The 22114-nt window shown below is 71.3% G+C and carries 19 protein-coding genes; 13 read left to right on the top strand and 6 right to left on the bottom strand.

Features of this window, described 5'->3' with window-relative positions; all coding sequences use genetic code 11:
- Positions 1-405: 405 nt before the first annotated feature.
- The 9 genes from AC0699_RS30640 to AC0699_RS30600 all read left to right on the top strand — a co-directional run bounded on the left by AC0699_RS30640 (position 406) and on the right by AC0699_RS30600 (position 10108).
- Complete coding sequence (locus tag AC0699_RS30640; protein WP_478666888.1) at positions 406-978, top strand: DUF3291 domain-containing protein; 573 nt, start codon at positions 406-408, stop codon at positions 976-978.
- 52 nt (positions 979-1030) lie between these two features.
- Positions 1031-2311: an MFS transporter gene (locus AC0699_RS30635; protein WP_478666885.1), complete on the top strand. Its 1281-nt coding sequence runs from the start codon at positions 1031-1033 to the stop codon at positions 2309-2311.
- A gap of 66 nt (positions 2312-2377) precedes the next feature.
- The gene (locus tag AC0699_RS30630; RefSeq protein WP_478666883.1) at positions 2378-3718 is read left to right on the top strand and encodes a SidA/IucD/PvdA family monooxygenase; all 1341 of its coding nucleotides are present in this window, start codon (positions 2378-2380) and stop codon (positions 3716-3718) included.
- 41 nt (positions 3719-3759) lie between these two features.
- Entirely contained in the window at positions 3760-5085 is a 1326-nt protein-coding gene (locus AC0699_RS30625; protein WP_478666880.1) for a SidA/IucD/PvdA family monooxygenase, read from the top strand.
- Between the two features lie 27 nt (positions 5086-5112).
- Positions 5113-5532 carry a cupin domain-containing protein gene (locus AC0699_RS30620; RefSeq protein ID WP_478666876.1) on the top strand — a complete coding sequence of 140 codons (420 nt, stop codon included), beginning with the start codon at positions 5113-5115 and terminating at the stop codon, positions 5530-5532.
- Entirely contained in the window at positions 5529-6731 is a 1203-nt protein-coding gene (locus AC0699_RS30615; RefSeq protein ID WP_478666872.1) for an NAD(P)/FAD-dependent oxidoreductase, read from the top strand. The genes AC0699_RS30620 and AC0699_RS30615 overlap by 4 nt, the downstream gene beginning before the upstream one ends.
- 49 nt (positions 6732-6780) lie before the next feature.
- A complete protein-coding gene (epsC, locus tag AC0699_RS30610) occupies positions 6781-7449 on the top strand; it encodes a serine O-acetyltransferase EpsC (RefSeq protein ID WP_478666868.1) in 669 nt (222 codons plus the stop codon).
- Positions 7446-9113, top strand: a complete 1668-nt coding sequence (locus AC0699_RS30605) for a class I tRNA ligase family protein (RefSeq protein WP_478666865.1) — start codon at positions 7446-7448, stop codon at positions 9111-9113. The genes epsC and AC0699_RS30605 overlap by 4 nt, the downstream gene beginning before the upstream one ends.
- On the top strand, positions 9110-10108 hold the full coding sequence (locus tag AC0699_RS30600; protein WP_478666861.1) for a hypothetical protein: 999 nt from the start codon (positions 9110-9112) through the stop codon (positions 10106-10108). The genes AC0699_RS30605 and AC0699_RS30600 overlap by 4 nt, the downstream gene beginning before the upstream one ends.
- Before the next feature lie 166 nt (positions 10109-10274).
- Here the strand turns inward: AC0699_RS30600 and AC0699_RS30595 are convergent, their stop codons facing one another.
- Both AC0699_RS30595 and AC0699_RS30590 read right to left on the bottom strand, forming a co-directional pair.
- Positions 10275-10871: a flavin reductase family protein gene (locus AC0699_RS30595; RefSeq protein WP_478667009.1), complete on the bottom strand. Its 597-nt coding sequence runs from the start codon at positions 10869-10871 to the stop codon at positions 10275-10277.
- A gap of 269 nt (positions 10872-11140) precedes the next feature.
- Positions 11141-13117, bottom strand: a complete 1977-nt coding sequence (locus AC0699_RS30590) for a YncE family protein (RefSeq protein ID WP_478666858.1) — start codon at positions 13115-13117, stop codon at positions 11141-11143.
- Between the two features lie 400 nt (positions 13118-13517).
- On the opposite strand from AC0699_RS30590, the gene AC0699_RS30585 reads away from it, so the two are divergent.
- Both AC0699_RS30585 and AC0699_RS30580 read left to right on the top strand, forming a co-directional pair.
- Complete coding sequence (locus AC0699_RS30585) at positions 13518-14144, top strand: phosphoribosylanthranilate isomerase (protein ID WP_478667005.1); 627 nt, start codon at positions 13518-13520, stop codon at positions 14142-14144.
- A 191-nt stretch (positions 14145-14335) separates the two neighbouring features.
- Positions 14336-14569: a hypothetical protein gene (locus tag AC0699_RS30580; protein WP_478666854.1), complete on the top strand. Its 234-nt coding sequence runs from the start codon at positions 14336-14338 to the stop codon at positions 14567-14569.
- An 82-nt stretch (positions 14570-14651) separates the two neighbouring features.
- Here the strand turns inward: AC0699_RS30580 and AC0699_RS30575 are convergent, their stop codons facing one another.
- Positions 14652-15236 (bottom strand): hypothetical protein, encoded by a 585-nt coding sequence (locus AC0699_RS30575; RefSeq protein ID WP_478666851.1) that lies wholly within the window; start codon positions 15234-15236, stop codon positions 14652-14654.
- A 217-nt stretch (positions 15237-15453) separates the two neighbouring features.
- Entirely contained in the window at positions 15454-15900 is a 447-nt protein-coding gene (locus AC0699_RS30570) for a hypothetical protein (RefSeq protein ID WP_478666847.1), read from the bottom strand.
- A gap of 414 nt (positions 15901-16314) precedes the next feature.
- Between AC0699_RS30570 and AC0699_RS30565 the strand changes: the two genes are divergently transcribed.
- On the top strand, positions 16315-17259 hold the full coding sequence (locus tag AC0699_RS30565) for a C40 family peptidase (RefSeq protein ID WP_478666843.1): 945 nt from the start codon (positions 16315-16317) through the stop codon (positions 17257-17259).
- Positions 17260-17375: 116 nt separating this feature from the next.
- The gene (locus AC0699_RS30560) at positions 17376-18785 is read left to right on the top strand and encodes an RICIN domain-containing protein (protein WP_478666840.1); all 1410 of its coding nucleotides are present in this window, start codon (positions 17376-17378) and stop codon (positions 18783-18785) included.
- Positions 18786-18884: 99 nt separating this feature from the next.
- Here the strand turns inward: AC0699_RS30560 and AC0699_RS30555 are convergent, their stop codons facing one another.
- On the bottom strand, positions 18885-19697 hold the full coding sequence (locus tag AC0699_RS30555; protein WP_478666836.1) for an enoyl-CoA hydratase/isomerase family protein: 813 nt from the start codon (positions 19695-19697) through the stop codon (positions 18885-18887).
- 97 nt (positions 19698-19794) lie between these two features.
- Positions 19795-22026 (bottom strand): acetate--CoA ligase family protein, encoded by a 2232-nt coding sequence (locus AC0699_RS30550; protein ID WP_478666834.1) that lies wholly within the window; start codon positions 22024-22026, stop codon positions 19795-19797.
- Positions 22027-22114 lie beyond the last annotated feature (88 nt).

The raw sequence follows: 22114 nt of genomic DNA, 5'->3' as shown, positions 1-22114 counted from the left end.
ACCGCGCCGAGACGTGGGTCCGCCTCCCCACAAAAAAAACCCCCCCAACCCCCCCCCCCCCCCCCCCCCCCCCCCTCCCCCCCCCCCCCCCCCCCCCCCCCCCCCCCCCCGTGCCGGGACCCACCGCCCGATATCGCACTCGAAACGGCCCTACCAGCGGCGTTGCCCGGGCGAGGCATGCTCTTGCCATGACACTTGTGTGCCGCCCCTCACGGGTGACACGGCTGTCCCGCTCCGGCAAGACTGATGCCCGTCGCCGTGAACACGGAGATTCCGTCAGGGAGATCGCGGCAGACCGGAAGCCGGCATGTGAACGTCCGCGCCTTCCCTCCCGGCACCCTCGGATGCCGGCCTCCGCCTGCTCTCTTTCGCGTGCCCCTGCCCTCTGCCTGCTGGAGTCCCGTCATGAAGCATTACGTCGCCTTCACCACTTTCGCCGTGCTCAAGCAGCCCTACGCGCATGTGGACAACGACACGTTCAATGAGCTGGAGCCCATCGTCTTCGGCGCCTCCGAGACCAGCCCCGGATTCGTCGCGCGGGCCACCGCCGTGGACACGGTGACCACGAAGTGGACCAACTTCGGCCGGGACTACGGGGAGTGGGGCATGTTCGCCGCTCCGTCCTTCTACACCGGCGGCCGCGAGGACGACACCGACACCCGCGCCTCCACCCTCTCGGTCTGGGAGGACCTGGAGTCGGTGCACGCCTACGCCTACTCGGACGTGCACCTGCACGCGCTGCGCAACCGCCGCGAGTGGTTCGTGCACCTTCCCCACCGGCTGTACGCGGCCTGGTGGGTTCCGGAGGGCACCGTACCGACCTGGCAGGAGGCCTGCGACCGGCTGGAACTCCTCAACAACCGCGGTCCGTCGCCGGAAGCCTTCGACTTCATCAAGCCCTTCACCGCGGACGGCAGCCCCTACCGGCTGCGCAACGCCCGCAACGCCGCGCAGCCCGCCGGCGCGGTGCACGCCTGATCCGGCCGGCCCATGTACACGGGACCCCACCACATCGACCCCAGGAACTGACATGACCACCACGGCAACCAGGCCGTCGCCGACCTCGAATCAGGCACGCACCCGGATCCTGCTGATCGTTCTCGCCACGGCGGCCTTCCTCCTCTCCCTCGCGGGCTCGGCGCTCAAGAACACCGTGCAGGTGTACTTCCTGCCGATCGCCGACTCCTTCGACAGCTCGCGTGGTGCTCTGGCCACGGCCACGACCCTTTTCGCCATCGCCACCGCGGTGGCCTCACCGCTGGTCGGCGGCCTGGCCGACCGCATCGGGGGTGCGGCGACGCTCGCCCTCGGCACCGCTCTGGCGGGCGCCGCCTTCATCGGCTGTGCGCTGTCCGGGGAGCTGTGGCTGTTCGTCACCGTCTACGGCATCGTGGCGGCGTTCGCCTTCGCCATGCTGTCGTTCGTGCCGCTCGGCGTCCTGGTCGACGAGCTGTTCCGTGACGGACGCAAGGGCCTGCTGTACGCCCTGCTCACCAACGGCGCGGCCGTCGGGTTCATCGTGCTGGTGCCGCTGTGGTCCTGGCTGGACACCAAGGCGTCCTGGGAATCGGTGCTGCTCGTCACGGGACTGGTGTTCCTCCTGGTCCTGGCTCCGCTCGCGATGCTGACCGCCCGCCAGGCGTCCAAGGTCACCAGCGCGTCGCAGGACGCGCCCGCCGTGGCCGACACCGCACCGGAGCCCGCGCGGCCGGTGTCCTTCGTCGAGCGGCTGCGCAAGGCCGTCGCCGCTCGTGAACTGCGTGCCCTGGCGCTGGCGTTCTTCTCGTGCGGTGTCACGATGGCCTTCATCGACGTGCACTTCGTGCCGATGGTGCACGACCACGGCGGCAGCCACTCGACCAGTTCGACGGCTCTGGTTCTGCTGGGCGTCTTCGAGGTCGCCGGCGGCCTCCTCGCCGGCTGGCTGTGCGACCGCGGTCTGATCAAGTCGGTACTCATCGCGGCCTACGCCCTGCGCGGTAGCGCGATGCTCCTGGTGAGCGTCTCGGCCGAACCCGTCCCCGCCATGGCCTTCGGCGTCGTCTTCGGCATCAGCTACCTGGCCACCGTGGTGGCCACCACCATGTGGGCCGCGAAGTCCCTGCCCGTCTCCATCCGCGGTACCGCCATGGGTCTCGTCTGGGCCATCCACGCGGCCGGCACCGCGATCGGCAGCCAGGCCGGTGCCAGCCTCGCCGACCTGACGGGCAACTACACCGCCGCCACCCTGGCCAGCGCCGCCCTGGCGGGCTGTGCCTGCCTGCTGGTGTGCGCGATGCCCGCACCGCCCGCCGCCGAGGCGAAGCGCTGACCGCGCGCCCTGTCGCATTCCCGTACTCGGCCCGGCATCACACCTGCTCGCCCCTCGGAGGCTCGCGTGACCACCAGCACTCCCGTCCATGACATCCTCGGCATCGGCTTCGGCCCCGCCAACATCGCCCTCGCCATCGCGCTCGAAGAGCGGTACCCGCATCTGACGGCCCGCTTCCTGGAGGCCCGCCCCACCCCCGAGTGGCAGCCCGGCATGCTGCTCGACGGGTCCGACATCCAGAACCACCCCAGCCGCGACCTCGTGACCCTGCGCAACCCGCGCAGCCGTTACAGCTGGCTGAACTACCTGCACGAGCAGGGCAGGCTGCTGCGTCACCTGAACCAGCCCGTGCCGTTCCCGCTGCGCAAGGAGTACGCCGGCTACATACGCTGGGCCGCCTCGTTCTTCTCGCACCAGGTCGACTGCGACCAGCGCGCCGCCTCCATCCGGACGGTGGAGCAGTACGGCGAGCGGCTGTACGAGGTGCTTACCGAGCGCGGCGACCGTTACCTGGGACGCACGCTCGTGGTCGCTCCCGGCCGTACCCCGTACATCCCGGAGCCGTACGACACCGCCCTCGGTTCGCGGGTGTTCCACCTCACTCAGTACCTGCCGCGCCTGGAGCAGCTCACCGCCGGCGGCGCCCCGGAGGCCGTCGCGGTCGTCGGCGGCAGCCAGAGCGCCGTGGAACTCGCCCTCGACCTGCACCGCCGCTTCCCGCGGACGCGGGTGGTCACCTACAGCCGCTCGCACTCGCTGCGGCAGAAGGACACCAGCCCCTTCAGCGAAGAGGGCTACTTCCCCGAGTTCACGCGCTACTACTTCAACGCCTCGGCCGAGAACCGCCGAGCCCTGGACCGGTACATGCAGCCGACCAACTACTCCTCGGCCGACGGCGACGTGCTGGAGGAGCTGTACACGACGATCTACGAGCAGGAGCTCGACGGCGATCAGCGGGTCTTCGTCCGCGGCAATCACCAGGCCACGAAGGTGGCCGTCACCGGAGACAAGGTCCGCCTCGACTTCACCGAACTGATCACGGGCGAGTCCACCGCGGACAGCGTCGACTTCGCGGTCCTGGCCACCGGCTTCCGCAACCTGGGCCCCGGCGCCCACGAGGAGCTCTGCCCGGCCCTGCTCAAGCCGCTGCACGACCGGCTGGCCACCGAGGACGACGGCCGCCTGCGGGTCGGATACGACTACGCGCTCGCCCCGCGCGAGGGCGAGACGCTGCCCCCGCTGTTCCTGAACGGTCTGTGCGAGTCGAGCCACGGCATCGGTGACGCCGGATCCTTCAGCCTCCTGTCGCTGCGCGCCGGGACGCTGTCCGACGCTCTCGCCACCCGCCTGAGCGCCGCCTCCGCGGCCCTCGCCGACGTCGACGTGCCGGCGCCCGTCGCGGCTTGATCCGCCCGCCGCCGACGCGACTTCCGACAGAGGTACTCACCGTGCAGATCAATGACATCGTGGTGGCCGGCTTCGGCCCGTCCGGCATCGCCCTGGCCGCGGCCATCGAGGACCACGACGACGCCCATCCGGCGACACCCGCGCTGCGTGCCGCGTACCTGGAGCGTGCCGCCACCTCCGCGTGGCAGCCCCACCAGGTGCTGCCCGGCACCGACATCCAGCATCACTTCCTGCGCGATCTGGCCACCCCGCGCGATCCGCGCTCGCGCTTCACCTTCCCCAACTTCCTTCAGCAGAGCGGCCGTTTCTACCCGTTCACGCTGCTGGGCGGCTATGTGAGCCGGCTCGAGTGGTCGGAGTACGTGCAGTGGGCCGCCGAGCAGGTCAGGACGCCCGCGGAGTACCACCGCGAGGTCCTGCTGATCGAGCCGGTCGCGGACGCCGACGGCGTGGTGCGGACCGCGCGAGTGGTCAGCCGCGACCCCCGCGACGGCAGCGTGCACGAGCACTACGGGCGCAACGTGGCCCTCGCCACCGGGCACCGGCCCCACGTGCCGGCGGTCTTCGCCGACGCCGTCGGTGAGCGTGTCTTCCATGCGGCGCAGTACCTGCCCCGCATGGCCGCCCTGCGCGGCTCGGACCGGGAGCCGAAGCGGTTCGCGGTCATCGGCGCCGGGCAGACCGCCGGCGAGATCGTGCTGCATCTGTCCGGCGAGGATCCGGGCGCGCAGATCCACTCGCTCGTGCGGCACGGCGGCTTCAAGATGTACGAGCTGGGCCACTTCAGCAACGAGGTCTACTTCCCCGAGTCGACCGACTACTTCTACTCGCTGGACGGCGCCGTGCGGGAGAAGGCCCTCGACCAGGCACGTGCCACGAACTACTCGGCCGTCGATCCCGACGTGTCCACCGCCCTGTACCAGGCGGTCTACCAGGACCGGCTGACCGGCGTCCAGCGCCTGCACATGCACCGGCGTACCGACGTCACGCGGGTGGACGTCACCGATTCCGGGGTGCGCCTGACCACCACGGAGGTCTTCACCGGTGCGACGGGCACGCTCGACGTGGACGCGGTGATCCTCTGCACCGGCTACCGGGAGCCGAAGCTTCCCTCCCAGCTGGAGCCGTTCACGGACTACCTCCGGCGAGACGGGGAGGGCCGCGTGAACGTCACACGGGCGTTTCGCGCCGAGACCACCGCCGACTGCGAAGTCGGGATCTACCTCGACGGAATGACGGAGTGGCGGCACGGCATCGGCAGTGCCACGTCCTTCAGCCAGATGTGTGACAAGGCCGACACCATCCACCGGGACCTGCGCCGCGTCCTCGACCGCCGGCCGCTGTCGCCGCAGCCGGCCACCGTCTGACGCACGCCGCTTCGAAACGGAGACACCATGCACATATTCACCACCCGCCCCGAGGACATGACGTTCGAGGCGGAGTACAACGTCAGCGGTCGGCGGATCTTCCCGTGGGACGGGGCGGTCAAGGAGCCCTTCTGGGGCGGAGCCTGGGTCGATGTGGCGCCCGGCGACACCTCGACGGCGCACTCGCACGACGAGAATGAGATGTTCTTCATCACCGAAGGCAGCGGCGTCATGCGCATCGGCGAGGAGACGCGCCGGGTGGGCGCGGGCGACACCGTGTTCATCACGCCGTTCCTCGATCACGACCTGACCAACGACGGCAGCACCCGGCTGCGGTTCGTCAGCATCTGGTGGGGCGGCGCGGACGCGGTCGCCGCCGAACGCGCGTACTGGGCGGCCGAGTTCGGCATCGCCGATGCAGTGGCCGGAACCGGGACGGACCGGTGAGCGCCCCGCAGCCGGCGGACGCCGTCGTCATCGGCGGTGGAGTCATCGGAGCTGCCATCGCCTACCACCTCGGCCTCTCCGGCCTGGGACGTGTCGTCCTGTGCGATCAGGGACGCACCGCCGCCCAGGGAGCGACGTCACGCTCCGGCGGTTTGCTGCGCCTGCACCACACCGTGAGCCCGGACACCGCGCTCACTGCGCGCAGCCTGCCCGTGTTCGAGCACTGGGCCGAGGTCATCGGCGGGGACTGCGGATACCGCCGCACCGGTTTCGTGATGCTCGTCGGCGAGCAGCACACGGAGGCCCTGCGGGAGAACTGCGAGCGGGTCGGCGCGGTCGCCGGCCACCGCCGGTCCGAGGTCATCGGCACCGACGAGGTCCGCACCCTGTACCCGGGACTCAGTGTTGAGGGGGTGGGCGCGGCCGCGTACGAGCCCGAGGGCGGCTACGCCGACCCGGCAGCGACGGCGGGCGCGCTGTTCGCGGCGGCCCGCCGCCTGGGCGTCAGCCCGTCCGAGGGGGTGCGGGCGGAACGGGTCGTGGAGCGGTGCGGCGCCGTCACCGGCGTGCAGACCTCGATCGGGCTGATCGAGTCGCCGCTCGTGATCCTGGCCAGCGGGGCCTGGGGGTCCGCTCCGGCCGCGCATCTGGGCATTCAGATTCCGGTGACCGCGCGCCGTATCGGCCTGGCCCAGGCCTCACTGCCCGGTGCGGGCCGACGCGGCTCGCTGGCGTCCGTGCCGACCTGCATCGACGACACCACGGGCGGCTACTTCCGGCCCGAAGGCCTGGACCGGTTCTACTTCGGTGTGCCGAGCAACCCGGACGTGCGGCTGGACCACGATGTGGCCCCGCTGACGCCGCAGGAGGTCGACGCGGCGGTCGCCGCGATCTCCCGCCGGGTGCCCGCCGCGGCCAAGGCCCCGCTGGTCGGGACCCGCTCCGGCCTGGACGGGTACACCCCCGACAGACGGCCCGTCGTCGGCGCCGCGGGACCCGAGGGCCTGTATCTGGCGCTGGGCTTCAGCGGTGGGGGCTTCAAGCTGGCCCCGGCCGTGGCGGAGCTGGCCGTCCGAGAGATCACGGAGGGCGGTGCGGTCATCGGCAAGGCCACCCAGGAGCTGCTCGAGCCCTACCGGCCTCAGCGGTTCCTCGGTGGCCGGCCGATCGTGCCGGAGGCGCCCTATGACCACATGTGAGCGCCCCACGGGCCGACGGGAGTCGAAAAGGGCACGCAGGAAGCGCACGGTGCGTGAGGCACGGCCGTCGGTGCTGTTCCTGATGCGTGAGGACCTGGAGACGATCCTGTCGAAGGATCCGGCCGCCCGCAGCAGACGCGAGGCCCTGTTGTATCCGCACATCCACGCCCTGTGGAGCTACCGCTTCGCGCACTGGCTGTGGCGGCGCGGGCACCGCATCACGGCACGCGCGGTGTCGATGACCGCGCGGTCCGTCAGCGGGATCGAGATCCATCCCGGCGCGGAGATCGGCCGCCGCTTCTTCATCGACCACGGCAGCGCCGTGGTCATCGGAGAAACCGTACGGATCGGCGACGACGTGATGCTCTACCACCAAGTCACGCTCGGCTCGGTGGGCTGGTGGAAGGACCTGCGCCGGCCGGCCGGCTCCCGTCGGCATCCCGTCATCGAGGACGGCGTGATCATCGGTACCGGAGCCAGTGTGCTGGGTCCCGTCACCGTCGGCATCGATGCCCGCATCGGCGCGCACTCCGTGGTCCTCGACGACCTGCCGCCCCACGCCCGCGTCACGGCAGCCGCTTCTCGCGTGCTGCGACCTCCGCAGCCGCCGATCGAGGCCCCGACGGCCGAGGCCGGCGCCCTGGCCTTGCTGCCCGACGACACCGACCGCCCCGAGGGCGACGTCCTCCGTATACCTGAAGGAACCACAGCCTCATGAGCACCTACATCGTCACCAGCGCCCCGCCCAACCCCAACGGCGACCTGCACCTGGGGCATCTGTCCGGGCCCTTCCTCGGTGCCGACGTCCTCACCCGTCACCTGCGCCAGCGCGGCCACCACGTCCGCCACGTCGGCTACTCCGATGAGCACTCCTGCTACGTCCCGCGGCGCGCCGCCGAAATCGGCTCCACCGCCTACGAGACGGCGTTCCGGTTCGGCAACCGGATGGAGGAGACGCTGTCCCTGGGGGCTATGCACCACGACTGGTTCACCCGCCCGCTGACCAACCCCCGCCACACCGCCGTCGTCCAGGAGTTCTTCACCTCGCTGTGGGAGCAGGACCGGCTGGTGGTCCGGAACCTGCCGGTCTTCTACTGCGCCGGCTGCGAGCGGCACCTGTACGAGGCAGAGGTACGCGGCGAGTGCCAGTTCTGCGGCGACCCGTCCGACGGCGTCTACTGCGAGGCGTGCGGCCTGCCGCAGGAGCCGGCGGGCCTCGCCGCGCCGCGCTGCACCAGCTGCTGGGAAGAGCCCGAGCTGCGCACCCTGGACCGGATCTGCTTCCCGCTGGAGGACTACCGCGGGCAGCTCCTCGACTACTACGAGCGGGCCCAGGCCCAGGCCGAATGGCGTCCCCGCCTGACCGCCTACCTGGAGACGCTGCTGAGCCGCGAGCTGCCGCTGACCCCGATCAGCCGGATCGCCGACTACGGCATCCCGGTGCCGCTCGCCGAGTGGGACGGGCACATCCTCGACACGTGGTTCAGCGGCATCTTCGGATACATCGCGGCCACGGCCTGCCTCACCGGGGCCGAGGGCGAACCGGAGCTGTGGCGCCGGCAGTGGACCGATCCCGAGACGAAGATCGTCAACTTCATCGGTTTCGACTGCTCGTTCTCCCATGCGGTGCTGTGGCCCGCTCTGCTGATGGCGCAGGGCACGCTCACCCTGCCGAGCCAGGTCGTGACGAACGAGTTCTACCGGCTGGAGGGCGAGAAGTTCTCCACCAGCCGTAACCACGCGGTGTGGGGAGGGGAGTTCCTGCGTCAGGTCTCCGCGGACGCACTGCGCTTCCACCTGTGCCTGACCGGCCCGGAGCGTGAGCAGACCAACTTCGCGGCCAAGGAGTTCGCGGACACTGTCGAGACGCTCCTCGTCGACGGTGCGGAGCGGTGGGCCGAATCCGTGCTCCACCTGCTCGGTGAGGACTTCGGCTCCGCCGTGCCCGCCGTCGCCGCCGCAGGGGCGTACACGGGGCCGCTCGCGGAAGTACTCGACGGACTGGCCGACGAGATCGCGTCGACCCTGGCCGCGGAGTCGCTGTCGCCGCAGGCCGCGGCCGCCGCCCTCGCCCACGCCGTCGATCGTGGCGTCGGCGATCTGCCGGCGCTGGCGCGGTCGCGGGCCGCCGCGGAGCACAGCGACGACGCGAAGGACGCGTACGCCCGGCGCCTGGTCACGCATGTGGAGGCGCTGGCACTGGTGACGTCGCTGTCGGCGCCGCTGATGCCGGGCTGGTCAGCCTTCCTGGCCCCGCACTTGGGTCTTGAGGTGTCCGCCGAGACCCGGATGCCCGGGTGGCCGGACCGTGCCGACGGGCCGCTGGTCGCCGCGGGACAGGAGGTCACCGCCCAGCTGCCCACGTTCTTCCGTCAACTGTGAGCCACGCACCCGCGGCACCGGTGGCGAAGTCGCGTCCGCCGTCCTCGCTCGGCACCACGGGCGCGGTCCTGGGCGGTGGAACCTTGTTGGTGCCGGCCGCCCTGGCACCGGCGTCCGGTGCCGCCCTCGCGGTCGCCGGGCTGGTCTACCTGTGGTGCCTGGTGCTGGCAAGGGCGGGGGGCACGCAGGCCGGTGGGCAAGTTGCCTTCGTGCACGCAGGGTTGGGACCCGCCGCCGCCCGCGCCGTGCAGGGGCTGTACTTCGCGGGCTTCGCGGTGGGTCAGGCGGCGGTGGTGGCGGCGGCGGGCGAGTTCTCCGCCGACGGCGCCGCCGCCCGAGTCACCGCGGGGGCGGTGCTGGCCGTCGCGGCGGCGCTGGCACTGCTCCAGGTGAAGCCGCCGGTCTGGATGCTGCGGCTTCGCCTGGTCATGGTGCTGGTGCTGGTCGGGGCATGGTGGCTGGGATGGCTCTCCCTGGAGACCGCCTGGCTCGGTCCCCTCGCGGTGGTGCCGCTGCTCTTCGGGTGGGTGGGGCTGGAGGGCGTGGTGGCAGGGCCCTCCTCCACGGCGATGAAGACAGCGGGGCGTGCGGCCGCCGCTCTGGCGCCGCCGGTGGTGCTGTATGCGTTGCTGCTCAGCCACACCCCGCCTGCCGGAGCCGAGCGAGCCGCCGCCGGATACGCCGCGGCCGTGGTGCTGGGCCTCTACTGCGTCACGAACCTGAGTGCGGCCGGTGCCAGGTGGCCGGCCGTCAGCGGCACTGATGCCGCCGGCGAGGCCGGCACACGGTGCGGTATCGCGATCGCCGCCGTTCTGGCTCTCGTCGTACTGGTTCTGGCAGGGAGCTTCGACTGGAGCGTGGGGCTCCTGCTCCTCGGGCCCGGCGCCGCCACAGCGGCGATCTACACCGTGCTCGCCGTGGCGGCCGTGCGCCTGGCCGCATCCACCGGGCCTGGTTCGTCGCGACGGCCGCGTTCGTGCTGGGCGCCTAGGTAGACGCCCGACTGATCCGCCCTCGGGCACTTCATGCAACAACGTGGATACCCACGTTCGTGCATGGACGGCTGTGCGTGACCCTCGTACGGTCGTGTTCAACGCCCCAACCGGGGCCACGAACAAGGGTTTTCGCATGGCACGTGAGGAGCTGACGCGGCGCTGACCCTCAGGCGCTGAACCGCCCGAAGCGCCCCCGGTGGAACAGGAGGGGCTCCCCTTCCCGCTCCGCGCCCAGCGCCTCCACCCGCCCCACCACGATCAGATGGTCACCGCCCGTGTGGACCGTGCGGATCGTGCAGTCGATCCAGGCCGGTACGGAGTCGAGCCGCGGTGATCCCGTCACGGGGGCCGGCGCGTGGGAGACGCCCGCGAACTTGTCCGCGCCGCTCACCGCGAAGGCGCGGCACAGCTCGCCCTGGTCCGCGCCCAGGATGTTGACGCAGAACGCCCCTGCGCGGGCGATGCGCGGCCAGGTCGTCGACGTACGGGCGACCATGAAGGCGACCAGGGGCGGGTCGAGGGACAGGGAGGCGAAGGACTGGCAGGCGAAGCCGGCGGGGCCGGCGCCCTCGGGGTCCTGGGCCGTGATCACGGTGACGCCGCTCGCGAAGTGGCCGAGCACGCGGCGGAATTCGCCGGAGTCGACCGGCAGCCGCTCGTCGTCGCCGACGGTGCGCAGCTCCGGGCGCGGCAGGGCGTCGAAGGGCTCGGTGGCCGCGGGGGCGCCCACCGACCTGAGGTAGCGGACGGCGGTGGCCGCCATCCCGGCATGTCCCATCACCCCTCCATTGAAGCTGACGGATCGTCAGATAGGAAGGGGTGTGCCGCCGGCTGTGCCGGTGTCCGGCACGCACCTTCCGGTCCGGCCGGCCTGCGCCTGGAAAGGTCTCCGCCTACTGACACGGCCCCGACCCGCACACGCGCTGGGCAGCCGTCGCCGGCTCGGCCGCTCCGCAGGCGGCGGCATGACCGCCCGCGGAGCGGAGCTGTGGAGCGGAGCTGTGAAGCACGCGGAGCCGGGCTCCACGACGGTCAGTTGGTGAAGTACAGGTACTTCCAGCCGCCGTGCGTGGTGTAGTTGGCGCTGTCGCCCGACGAGGGGTCGATGTACGACGAGCGCACGCGGGCGCGGATTCCGGCTTGCCCCGGCGCCCCGAGGTTCACCCGGGAGACCCCGCTGGTGCTCAGCGCGAAGTACTCGCTGCTGCTGTACCACTGGCCCTGGTAGTACACCTGGAGCTCCAGCCGCTGCTTGCGGCCCGCGTAGTACGACATGGTCGTGGTGACAAGCGGGTTCGCGGTCTTGCGGAAGTAGTGGTGCCCGACGCCGTTGATCGTGCCGGTCTTGTAGTGCCCGGACAGCGTCGTCGCGATCCGCACCTTCGCGTAAGCGGTCGACTTCACGGTCTTCGATGCGTAGCGGGCGTCGCCCGCGAACACGGCCGTGACTGTGGTGTCACGGGTCATGTCCACCACCACCGACAGGTAGCCGTTGGCGTCGACCGTCCCCCGCCTGAGCAGCCGCTTGGGAGCGTCGGCACCGTACGGGTCGGTCCAGATCTCGACGACGCGGTTCTTGTACGTGTTGCCGAGCCGGGCCGTGAACTTCACGTCGGCGCCCTGTGCGTGGACGCTGCCGTTCTGGTTCAGCGTGAGCGAGACCGCCGCACGGGAGACCTCGACCGACGCGGAGCCGGAGGCCGCGGTGCGCGTCGCGTCGCCCGCGAACGACACCTTGTAGGTGACCTTTCCGCCGGCCAGCGGGGTGTCGGCGAACGAGAACGCGCCCGCGGCGTCCGTCTTCACCGGAGCCAGCGCCTTGCCCGCCGGGGTCTCCACGTCGAACCGGGTCACGGTCAGCGGCGTCCCGGCCGGCAGCGGCACGGTCGCGGTGACCTTGCCCTTGACCGTGAGCGCCTGCGCCCGGTTGGCAGTGGACGGGGCGGTCACCGTGATCTGCGGCACCGACTTGGTGGCGTCGGTGAAGGAGCGCAGCGAGTACACGCCCTGGTTGTTGCCGGACACCGCGAACAGGCGGTGGCCCGCCGGCTCCCAGGCCAGGGCACCTTCGGCGAGGGTGTCGGCGCCGCTGGAGGTCCCGGTGTTGGGGAAGTCGTAACGCCGCACCGGGCTCGTGCCACCGGGCAGGAAGACGTGCACGTCCGGCTCGTACCACGAGTCGGTGCCGGCCGCGATCGCGCCGTCGGCGGCGACGGCAACACCGTTCGCGTAGTGCGTCTTGGTCTCGTACGCGCCGGCCTCGGACAGGTCGGAGCTCTGCCAGACCGTGTGGGTGCCACCCGGCGTCGCGGTGATGATCTTGCTGCCGTCCGGGGTGAACGCGGCGTCGGCGATCCGGCCGGAGGCACCGGCCGCCGCGGTCTGGGTCGCCTGGCCCGACGTGACGTCGTACACGCGCAGCACGCCGGGCGAGCCGTGCCGGTCCGCCGCCGCGAGCTTGCCGGGCGCGCCCGGAGGCGCGACCAGCAGCGGCGCGCTGTACCAGCCGCTGGTCTGCGCCTGGTCGAGAGCCACGACCGGCTCGGTACCCGCTACGTCCAGAGAGCCGATGTCCCCGTCGCCGGCCGGGCCGTACCCGAACCAGACCTTGTCACCGATGACGGCGAGGCTGCGCGGGTCGGTACCGCTGCCGATGGGAAACCGGCCGCTCACGGCGGCAGTCGCCGTGTCGAGCGCCACGATGGCGTCGCTGCCCGGGACGGCCGCGTACAGGCGGTCCGACGCAGAGTTGAGAGCGAGTCCCTCCACGCCGGGCAGCGCGCTGACAGTCGCGAGGACCGTGCCGGCATAGTCGGTGGAGATGATCTGGCCCCGCTGCGGATCGCTGATGAAGACGCGCTGGTGCACGCCGTCCACCACCATGTCGCCGACGGCGGAGAGCGGAAGGGCCTTGGCGGAGTCGGCTGCTGCCGTGCCCGCCGTGCTCGCGGCCAGTGCCACCGAGCTGAAGAGGACCGCGAGCGCGGTCGCGGCCGAGATGCTGCGCATGCGCACAGTGATTCGTACCCCCACGAAGAAATCCGGCGTAAGGCCGGGAGAAGAAGAAAGGCAGCGCGCGATCCCCCCACGTCGCTCATCGACGCGTGATGCGCGGCCGAGCGCAGCCTATGGCATGGCAATGACACCTGAGGAGCCGGTTTTCGTGCCGGTGGGCAGCAGGCCCGAGCTTTCCGCAGCAGAGGCGGCGAACGCCTGATCAGGAGCGCCCGCGCCCACGCCTGTTCGAGCGAGGCGGATCCGGACGCGGGGGACCTGTGGATCCTGTGGAAGGACTGACGGCGTGGGTCCTGCGGCGGAAGCCGAGTAGCGTGGCGGCGGAGGGCTGCGGCGGCTGTGGAGCAGCGGTGGGACGGGCGCGACCGCAGCAGCCGCGGAGCAGCAGAAGGGCATCGCATTGTTCATCAAGGTCTGTGGTCTGCGGACCGAGCAGGACGTGGACACCGCCGTGGAGGCGGGCGCCGACGCGATCGGTTTCGTCTTCGCCGAGAGCCCGCGCCGCGTCGACGCCGGGACCGCGCGCAGGCTGGCGCGGCGGGTACCGGAGGGGATCATGACGGTCGGAGTCTTCCGCGACCAGCCCCTGGAGGAGGTCCGGGAGTTGCTGGACGCGAGCGGGATGCGCGCCGTACAGCTGCACGGGCACGAGGATCTCGCCTTCTACGACGCGCTGCGGCCGGCCGGACGGACCCTGATCCGCGGGGTCGCCGTACGGGGCGACGTGCCGCGTCACGGGGAGCGCGGCGAGGACATCCTGCTGCTCGACGCTCCGGTGCCGGGCGCGGGCGAAGTATGGGACTGGTCGCGGAGCCGGCTGCCGGCGCCCGGCCTGCCGTGGCTGCTCGCCGGGGGACTCGGTCCGCACAATGTGGCGGAGGCGGTGCGTGGGGCCCGTCCGTGGGGTGTGGACGTCTCCAGCGGGATCGAGATCAGCCGGGGCGTCAAGAGCCCCGAGCTGATCACGGCGTTCATCGCCGCCGCCCGCAGCGCCGAACAGGAGGTGTCGAACAGGAAGTGACGGATGCTGGGCGCCGTCCGGCTCGTTGCCGCGGCGTACTTGTCGTGCGCGGCCTCGGCGGCGAGCAGGGAGCGGAGTGCCGCTCGGCTCGCCCGGCACCTCCGGCCCGGAGCCCGAGCCCGGTGAGTGACCGCGATGCCGTGGCGCCGGTTGCTCCGCCGGTTGTCAGTGTCCTGTACGACACTGGGCACATGGCCAGGTATCCGCGGGTGGAGTGCCCTGTGTGCGGCGGCATCTACGCCGGCGCGCCGACGAGCGCGCTCGGGATGGTGTCCGTACACGACCACAAGCGCAACCGCCGGGCCCTGGTCCTCTGCGAGGGCAGCATGACCAGGGTCCCGGCCGTCGACGCCACGGCGTATCAGGACGAGCTCCCTGACGCCGACGGCGAGGCGCCGACGACCGAGGTGATCCCGCTGTTCTGACAGCGCCGAGGCTCTGAAGTGGCTCGGGGCCGAAGCCCCGAGCAGTCCGGCGACGGCGAGGGTGAACCCGCCTTGGGACGGGTCAGGCAGGCACGATGTCGTCGTCGCCGCTCGTGTCCTTGCTGCTCACCTCCCACTTGGTGCCTGTCTTGTTCACCGTGATCGTGAACGTGATGTTGTTGTGGTAGCACCACGGGCCGTACTTGGTGCCCAGGCAGGTCTTGTGCTCGACGTCCTGTTGCAGGATGTACTGGCTTCCTGTCGCCTTGATGACGGCGGGAGCGGTCTCTGGTGTGACCGTGACTCCGTACAGCAAGTCGCCGGCTGTCGTCGTCGTGGCGAAGATGCGAGATGTGGTGCCTGATGTCAGCGCCCCGGACGCATTCACGCACCGCGTGATGCGTATCTTGAGATCGGCGGTCTTGATGTTCACCCAGTGATTGCGAACCTCGTAGTGCGCGGTGTCGGTCAGGCAGCGCTCTGCCTTCCGGCCCCGGGCCTTGGACTGCTTCTGTGACTGTTGCGCCGCCGTGTTGACGATCGTGTCGGTGGACTTTTCGTTGGTGGCGGCGCCCGTGGTGGCGGTGGTGATGCCGCCGGCCAGCAGGCCGACGGCAGCAATGGCCACCGCCAGCTTTCGGGTCTTTCGTGCTCGTGCGATACGCATGCTGATGCACGCTCCTTCGGGAAACGAGTGGATGCTGTAACGGCCCCGGGGCGCCCGCCCCGGGGCGGCCCTGTGGACGGCTGCTCGCCCCGGTCGTCGACACCAGCGGGCGGCAGGGTCGGCCGGGCAGCGCGTGGCGGCGGCGACAGGACGGGGCGCGGCGGGGCGGGTTCGGGGTCCTTCGCAGCGAGGCGGGGACCCCTGGCTGCCGCCTGGCTCAGTGCTCGAGGGCGTAGATCGACTTCGCCTTGATGCGCCACTGGTCGCCCCACGTCGTGCAGAGCGTGGTGCGGCGGCCAAGGGGCTTGAAGTACTTGGTTCCGTTGGCCTGGATCTTCCAGCCGCGATGGGCGATGAATCCGCCGGTCGACTCCTTGTACAGGGCGCCGTTGCCGCCGATCGTGTAGCCCGGCAGGTAGTAGTGCTTGCCGCCCGAGGTCACGAGGTACGGGCACCCGTCGAAGGCCCGGAACGTACCGTAGAACCTGGACTGCCTCTGCGAGTGCTCCGCGGCCGCGACGGCGACTGTGTCGGTAGCCTTCTCGGCGGCCTCGTCGGTGGTGAAGACACCCGCGGCAGCGGCGGTGACGCCGCCGGCCAAGAGGCCCGCGGCAGCTACGGCCACCGCCAGCGAGCGGGTCTTCCGGGATCGTGCGATACGCATGCTGATGCTCCTTGAGCTGAGGGCTTGGTGCGGGATGAGCCGGGCTTGTTGACGTGGCCTCGGCTGTGGTTGCGCCTGCCTGCGGTCGTCGACACCAGCGGGCGGCAGGGCCGGCCCGGCAGCGCGTGGCGGCGCCTTCGACTGGGGGCGCCGCCTGGCCGTGCGGGGCGGTGCAAGAAGCGTCGCCGCCAGGTCCGGGGCCGGGCAAGGGAATCCGGCGGCCGAGACAGTCCGGACTCGTCTGTGCTGGTCAGATGCGGTGTCCGCGTCTATTTCGCCCACCGTCGCCAACGGTTTTCCACCGCCGGACGGACCCGGACTGTCCGGGACTCCTGAAGATCTGGCGGGACACCTTCGAGGCGGAAGAGCCTCCTTTTCGGGCCGCGAACTCCGTGGCCGGTGAAGGAGGTTGTGATGACACAGCAGACGTTGACGATGCGCGGTCGACAGGCGCCGAGGCGCGCAGGGGCCCTCGTTTCCCACAGGCGCCCGAGGGCCCGCACCTCGCGCAGGAGCGGCGAGCGGGAGGTGTGGTGGGCGATTCCGTTCCTGATGGTGCTCTTCGCGCTGTTCCTGTTGCTCGGTGCGGGCCTGGCCGTACACGAGCCGGACGGGTCGTCGTCAGCTGGGCGGCCGCCGGCGAGTCTCGAGCCCCAGGACCCCACCGCCCCCGAGCCGCCGCTGCCGCCACTGCCGCATCCGGTGGAGAACCCCGACAAGCCGGCCGAGCCCCGCCCCGGCCGGGACGCGGCCAGGCCCGCCGCGGTGAAGAAGGTCGCGCTGCGGCCCGGTGACACCCTCTACGCCCTGGCCCACAAGCACGGCACGAGCGTCAAAGCCCTCCAGAAGCTGAACAACCTGGGCGCCTCGACCCTGATCTACGCCGGCGACACGCTGCGCGTGCCGTCCGCGGCCGGCCCCACCGGTCACGAGCCGAGGGGCGATGCATCCCACCGGCCCGCGCCTGCGCCGAAGAAGCCCGGTACCGCGGGCAAGAAGCGGCCCCCGAAGGGCGGCGCCGCGGCGGTCGCCTTCGCCAAGGCCCAAGTGGGCAAGCCCTACGTCTGGGGCGGCACCGGACCGCGCGGCTTCGACTGCTCGGGCCTGGTGATGCGCGCGTGGCAGAAGGCCGGGGTGAAGCTGCCCCGCACCACCTGGGACCAGGTCGACGCCGGGAAGGCCACCACCCGCGCCAAGCTCCTCCCCGGCGACCTCGTCATCACCCGCGGCGGCGGCCACGTCCAGCTCTACATCGGCGACGGCAAGGTCATCCACGCCCCCCGCCTCGGCCGCACCGTCACCATCGCACCGCTGACCGATCCCTCCGACGTCGTCAGCTACCGGCACATCATCCACTGATCGCGGAGAGGACGACGATGAAGACGTATACCGCCGTGCTCCAGCTGCCCGTGCCGGTTCCTCTCTCCCCTCGCCTGCGCACTACTCTCCTCAGCACGTGTGATCGAGGAGGGGACATGGGGGAAGCCGGGCCGGACCCGAAGACCGCCCGTACACCGGCGGAATTCGTGGCCACGATGCGCCAGTTACGCAGCTGGGCCGACCTGAGTTACCGGCAGCTGGAACGCAAGGCCGACGACGCCGGCGACGCGCTGCCACGCGCCACGATCTCCGGCGCTCTGGCACGGCAGGACCTCCCCCGCGAAGAGCTCCTGATCGCCTTCGTCCGCGCCTGCGGCGGCGACGCCGCCACCATCGACGCCTGGGTGCAGGCCCGCCGCCGGCTCGCGATGAGCATGGAACGCGCGGCCCCAAACGGCGTCGGCGGTAGGGAAGATGGCCCGCCGAAGGGCAGGGCCGCCACCGCCACCAGCACGGACACCGCAACAGCTCCGGACGGCGAGAGACCCTCGGGTACGGCCGCCGGCGCCGCCACCAGCACGGACACCGCAACCGCTTCGGACAGCGAGACACTCCCGGACACGGCCGCCGGCGCCGACATGGGCACGGACCGTGCAACAGGTTCCGGCAGCGAGACACCCTCGGACACGGCCGCCGGCGCCGACATCAGCACGACTGCCCAGGCATCCACCACCACGGAGGGCCCCGAGGAGGAGACCGCGCCCACCACGCCGTCGCCTCCCCGGCCGATGTCCGAGGCCGACGAACCCAGACGCCGCAACCGCACCCTGCCCGTGGCCATCACCAGCGCCTGCGCCGTCGCGGGGGTCCTCCTGTTCGCCCTGTTGCCCGGGGCCGAACCCGGCGGCGACAAGACGGATGCCGCCCCGCCCACCCGCATCAGCCCCTCGGCCCCCACGCCGTCCGATTCTTCCTCCGCCTCGCCGTCGCTCTCCACGTCGCCCAATGCCTCCCCGTCCGGCAGCAACGAGACGGACACTGCGCCGCTGCCCGGCCCCACAACCCGGCCCACCAAGGCCCCGACCAAGAACCCTGCGCCCACTACCCCCGCCCCTGCGGGAATGCCCAAGGCCGGCTTCGTGAGAATGCACCCGGCGAGCTCCTCCAGCCTGTGCATCACCGAAGGCCGGGAACGCAACGGCACTACCGATCGCGAGATCGCCGTACAGCGCTCCTGCGCCGAGGCACCCCAGCCGCGGGTCTACCTCGAATCCCTCGGCAAGCAGATCTACCGCATCCAGTGGAACCACCCGCAGCACGGACCGGGCTGCCTGGGTGTCGATGAAGCTCCCGTTGAGGGCTCGGAACTGCTGTCCCCGGGCGATTGCACCGACGCCCTCGGCCAGCAGTACCGCCTGGAGCCCTCCGGCAGCGGATACCAACTGCATCCCATGGACAGCGGCATGTGCATCGGCATCCTGCCTCCCCGCACAGAAGGAGCCGAGGCGATCCAGGCCGAATGCACCGGGGCCGGCGACCAGGTCTTCCGCTTCAGCCCGCTGTGAACGGCCTCAGCCAGAAGCTGAGCCAGAACCCGAGTTCCGGCGCGCTCGGCGTGCTCGGCCTGCTCGGCGAGGACGCAAGTCAGGTGGTGCCGACGCTGTCTAGCGCCCGCGGTACGTGGGCGTGCGGCGTTCGACGAAGGCCGCCACGCCCTCGTTCGCGTCGCCGGTGGTCATGTTGATCTCCACCGCCGACGCCTCGGCGGCGAACGCGGTGGCGCGGTCGGTGTCGAGAGACGCGTTCACGAGCTGCTTGGTGAGGGCGAGGGCCCGCGTCGGGCCCTGGGCGAGCCGTTCGCCCCATTCGCGGGCCGTCTTCTCCAGGTCCTCCGCCGCCACGACCCGGTTGACCAGCCCCATCCGCTCGGCGTCCGCCGCCGGCAGCGCGTCCCCGAAGAACATCAGCTCCTTGGCGCGCTGCGGCCCGATCAGCCGCGGCAGGAGATACGCGCCGCCACCGTCCGGGACGAGCCCGCGCCGTACGAACACCTCGATGAACCGGGCGGATTCGGCGGCCAGGACCAGATCGCAGGCGAACGCGAGATGGGCGCCGATTCCCGCGGCCGTCCCGTTCACCGCTGCGATCACCGGCTTCTCGCAGTCCAGTACGGCCGCGATGAAGCGCTGTGCGCCGAGCCGGATCGTACGGGCGACATCGCCCGGTACGCGCTCCCCGGACGAGGGCGCCCCGCGCAGGTCCGCTCCGGCGCAGAAGCCCTTGCCGGTCGCGGTGATCACGACGGCCCGTACCTCCGGGTCGGCCGAGGCGTCGGAGAGCAGCGCGATGATCCGCTCCCGCTGGGCCCAGGTGACGGCGTTCATGGCCGCGGGCCGGTTGAGGGTGATCCACGAGACGCCGTTGTCAGTGGCGTGCAGTACCAATGACTCAACGGACTCTTCGGGGGAGGAAGTCATGGGGGTGCGGCTCCGGTTCGTCTTCGTCTTCGTTCTCGTTTTGATCGTCGTCGTGTTCGGCCTGTTGGTGCTCGTCGGCCTGGCGGTCGTCCTTCGCTCAGCGGCAAACGGCAAGCGCGTCCAGCGCCACCGCTCCCTGCCCGCGCGGCAGCACCATCAGCGGGTTGATGTCCAGCTCGGAGAGGTCCCCGCCGAGCTCGAGCGCCATCCGCTGGACCCGCAGGACGACCTCGACGAGCGCGTCCACATCCACCGGAGGCCCGCCCCTGACCCCGTCCAGCAGCGCCCGCCCGCGCAGTTCGCCGAGCATCGAGCGGGCCTGGTCCTCGCCGAACGGCGGGACGCGGACCGCCACGTCCTGGAGCACCTCCACCAGCACCCCGCCCAGGCCGACCGTCACCGTCGGCCCGAAAAGGGCGTCCTGGGTGACGCCGACGACCATCTCGACGCCCCGCTCGACCATCTGGCAGACCAGGATCCCGTCCAGGTCGACGTTCTCGTAGCGGGCGATGTCGGTCAGATCGCGATACGCGTCGCGCACCTGGCTGGCCGAGGTCAGCCCGATCTTCACCAGGCCGAGCTCGGTCTTGTGCGCGAGCCGGGTGCCGGACGCCTTCATCACCACCGGATAGCCGACCAGGCCCGCGGCCCGTACCGCCGCCGCCGCGCTGGTCACCAGCTGCTCGCGCGGTACGCGAATGCCGTACGCCCGCAGCAACTGCTTGGCGGAGTGCTCGCTGAGGCGGTGGCCGGGGCGGAGCAGGGCCTGCGCCTTGCGGAAGGAGGGGGAGAGGGTGCGGGGCGCCTCGTCGATGGGGGAGCGGTAGCCGGTGGTGAAGCGGTGGTGGTCGAGGTAGGCCTTGACCGCGGTGATGCAGTTGCCGAACGTGCGGAAGGTGGCAACCCGCGAGGAGCCGAGCAGTGTGGTGCGGTACGCCTCCTCCGTACCGACCGGCGAGCCCCACACCACGCACACCAGCTTGTCCGTCGACTCGGCCGCGTCCACGAGGTCCTGGGCGAGCTTGTCGCTCATGGGCGGGAAGGGGCCGGTGATCGGGCAGATCAGCACGCCGACCTGCGGGTCGGCGAGGATCGCGTCGATGATCTTCCGGCCGCGCCAGTCGCCTACCGGGTGGCCGCCGTTGTCCACGGGGTTGGCGACGTTCAGATACTCCGGTATCCACTGGTGCAGCTCTGCCTGCTTGGCCTCGGACAGCGGCGGCAGCCGCAGTCCGGCCGCGGTCGCGAGATCCGAGAAGTGCGCGCCCGTGCCGCCGGAGATCGAATAGACGACGACGCCGTCGGTCCGCGGTTTGCGTGCCCGGGCCAGCAGGGCGGCGGTGTCCTGGAGTTCGTCGAGTCCGTCGACGCGGATCACTCCGAACTGCCGCATCGCCGCGTCCACGACCTGGTCGGCGCCGGTGAGCTTGCCGGTGTGTGAGGCGGCCGTCCGTGCACCGGTCTCGGTCCTGCCGACCTTGACCGCCACGACCGGGACGCCCGCGCGGGCCGCCCGGTCGGCGGCGAGCAGGAAGGAGCGGCCGTCCTTGAGCCCCTCCACGTAGCAGGCGATGGCCCCGACCTCGGGCCGCCCCGCGAAGTACGAGATGAAGTCGGCGGTCTCCAGGTCGGCCTCGTTGCCGGTGGGCGCCCAGTGGGAGAGCCGTACGCCCAGCTCCTGCAGGGTGAACACCGGGCGGCCCTGGTGGCCGGACTGGGTGATCAGCGCGATGGCGGGCCCTTCGAGGTCGTCGCGGAACTGCTCGAAGGCATTGAGGTTGGTGTTCGGCCCGAGCAGGCGCAGCCCGGACCGCTCCACGGCCGCGGCGAGCCGCCGCTGGGCGGCCGCGCCCGCCTCACCTGTCTCGGCGAACCCTGACGCGAAGGCCACGGCGAATTTCACCTTTGCCTGGGCGAGTTCCTCGATCACGGGCAGCGGGTCGCCGACGAGCAGCACGGCCAGGTCGACCGGCTCGGGCAGGTCCGCGACGGAGGGGACGCAGGGCAGCCCGAAGACGACGGTGCGGGTCGGATGCACCGGATGCAGCCGGGCGCCCACGCGCTCGGCCCAGCCGATCAGCTGCCGGGTGATCCCGGTGTTCGGCCTGCCCTCGGCGTCGGAGGCGCCGATGACGGCGACGGACTCGGGCCGGAAGAACCGGTCGAGATCAGGGACGGGCGCGTACAGGGGGCGGCCGCTGACGTCCAGATCACCGGCGACGGCGGTGATCGCCGCGGTGTCGTGGACGGCGTTACGGGGCTGCTCTCCGCAGGCCACCACCCGGGCGCGGAGATCGGTCGTAAGGGTGCCGTGGGTCGATCCAAGCATCGTTCCGCCCGCTCCTTGCTCGTCGGCCAAGTCAACTGACGCATAGTCAGATTACAGAACTGACGAACAGTCAGGAACGGTCGTGCAC

The organism is Streptomyces sp. NPDC043870 (genome assembly GCF_056435785.1).
Note: the sequence above shows the minus strand (reverse complement) of the source record. Positions and strands in the feature narration are given on the sequence as shown.

Bases quoted from the DNA above. Each gene is read 5' to 3' on its own strand.
- AC0699_RS30555 (WP_478666836.1), bottom strand. From the start codon at position 19,697: ATGACTTCCTCCCCCGAAGAGTCCGTTGAGTCATTGGTACTGCACGCC.
- AC0699_RS30635 (WP_478666885.1), top strand. From the start codon at position 1,031: ATGACCACCACGGCAACCAGGCCGTCGCCGACCTCGAATCAGGCACGC.
- AC0699_RS30595 (WP_478667009.1), bottom strand. From the start codon at position 10,871: ATGGCGGCCACCGCCGTCCGCTACCTCAGGTCGGTGGGCGCCCCCGCG.
- AC0699_RS30565 (WP_478666843.1), top strand. From the start codon at position 16,315: ATGACACAGCAGACGTTGACGATGCGCGGTCGACAGGCGCCGAGGCGC.
- AC0699_RS30560 (WP_478666840.1), top strand. From the start codon at position 17,376: ATGGGGGAAGCCGGGCCGGACCCGAAGACCGCCCGTACACCGGCGGAA.
- AC0699_RS30590 (WP_478666858.1), bottom strand. From the start codon at position 13,117: ATGCGCAGCATCTCGGCCGCGACCGCGCTCGCGGTCCTCTTCAGCTCG.
- AC0699_RS30620 (WP_478666876.1), top strand. From the start codon at position 5,113: ATGCACATATTCACCACCCGCCCCGAGGACATGACGTTCGAGGCGGAG.
- AC0699_RS30575 (WP_478666851.1), bottom strand. From the start codon at position 15,236: ATGCGTATCGCACGAGCACGAAAGACCCGAAAGCTGGCGGTGGCCATT.
- AC0699_RS30605 (WP_478666865.1), top strand. From the start codon at position 7,446: ATGAGCACCTACATCGTCACCAGCGCCCCGCCCAACCCCAACGGCGAC.
- AC0699_RS30570 (WP_478666847.1), bottom strand. From the start codon at position 15,900: ATGCGTATCGCACGATCCCGGAAGACCCGCTCGCTGGCGGTGGCCGTA.
- AC0699_RS30640 (WP_478666888.1), top strand. From the start codon at position 406: ATGAAGCATTACGTCGCCTTCACCACTTTCGCCGTGCTCAAGCAGCCC.
- AC0699_RS30580 (WP_478666854.1), top strand. From the start codon at position 14,336: ATGGCCAGGTATCCGCGGGTGGAGTGCCCTGTGTGCGGCGGCATCTAC.
- AC0699_RS30550 (WP_478666834.1), bottom strand. From the start codon at position 22,026: ATGCTTGGATCGACCCACGGCACCCTTACGACCGATCTCCGCGCCCGG.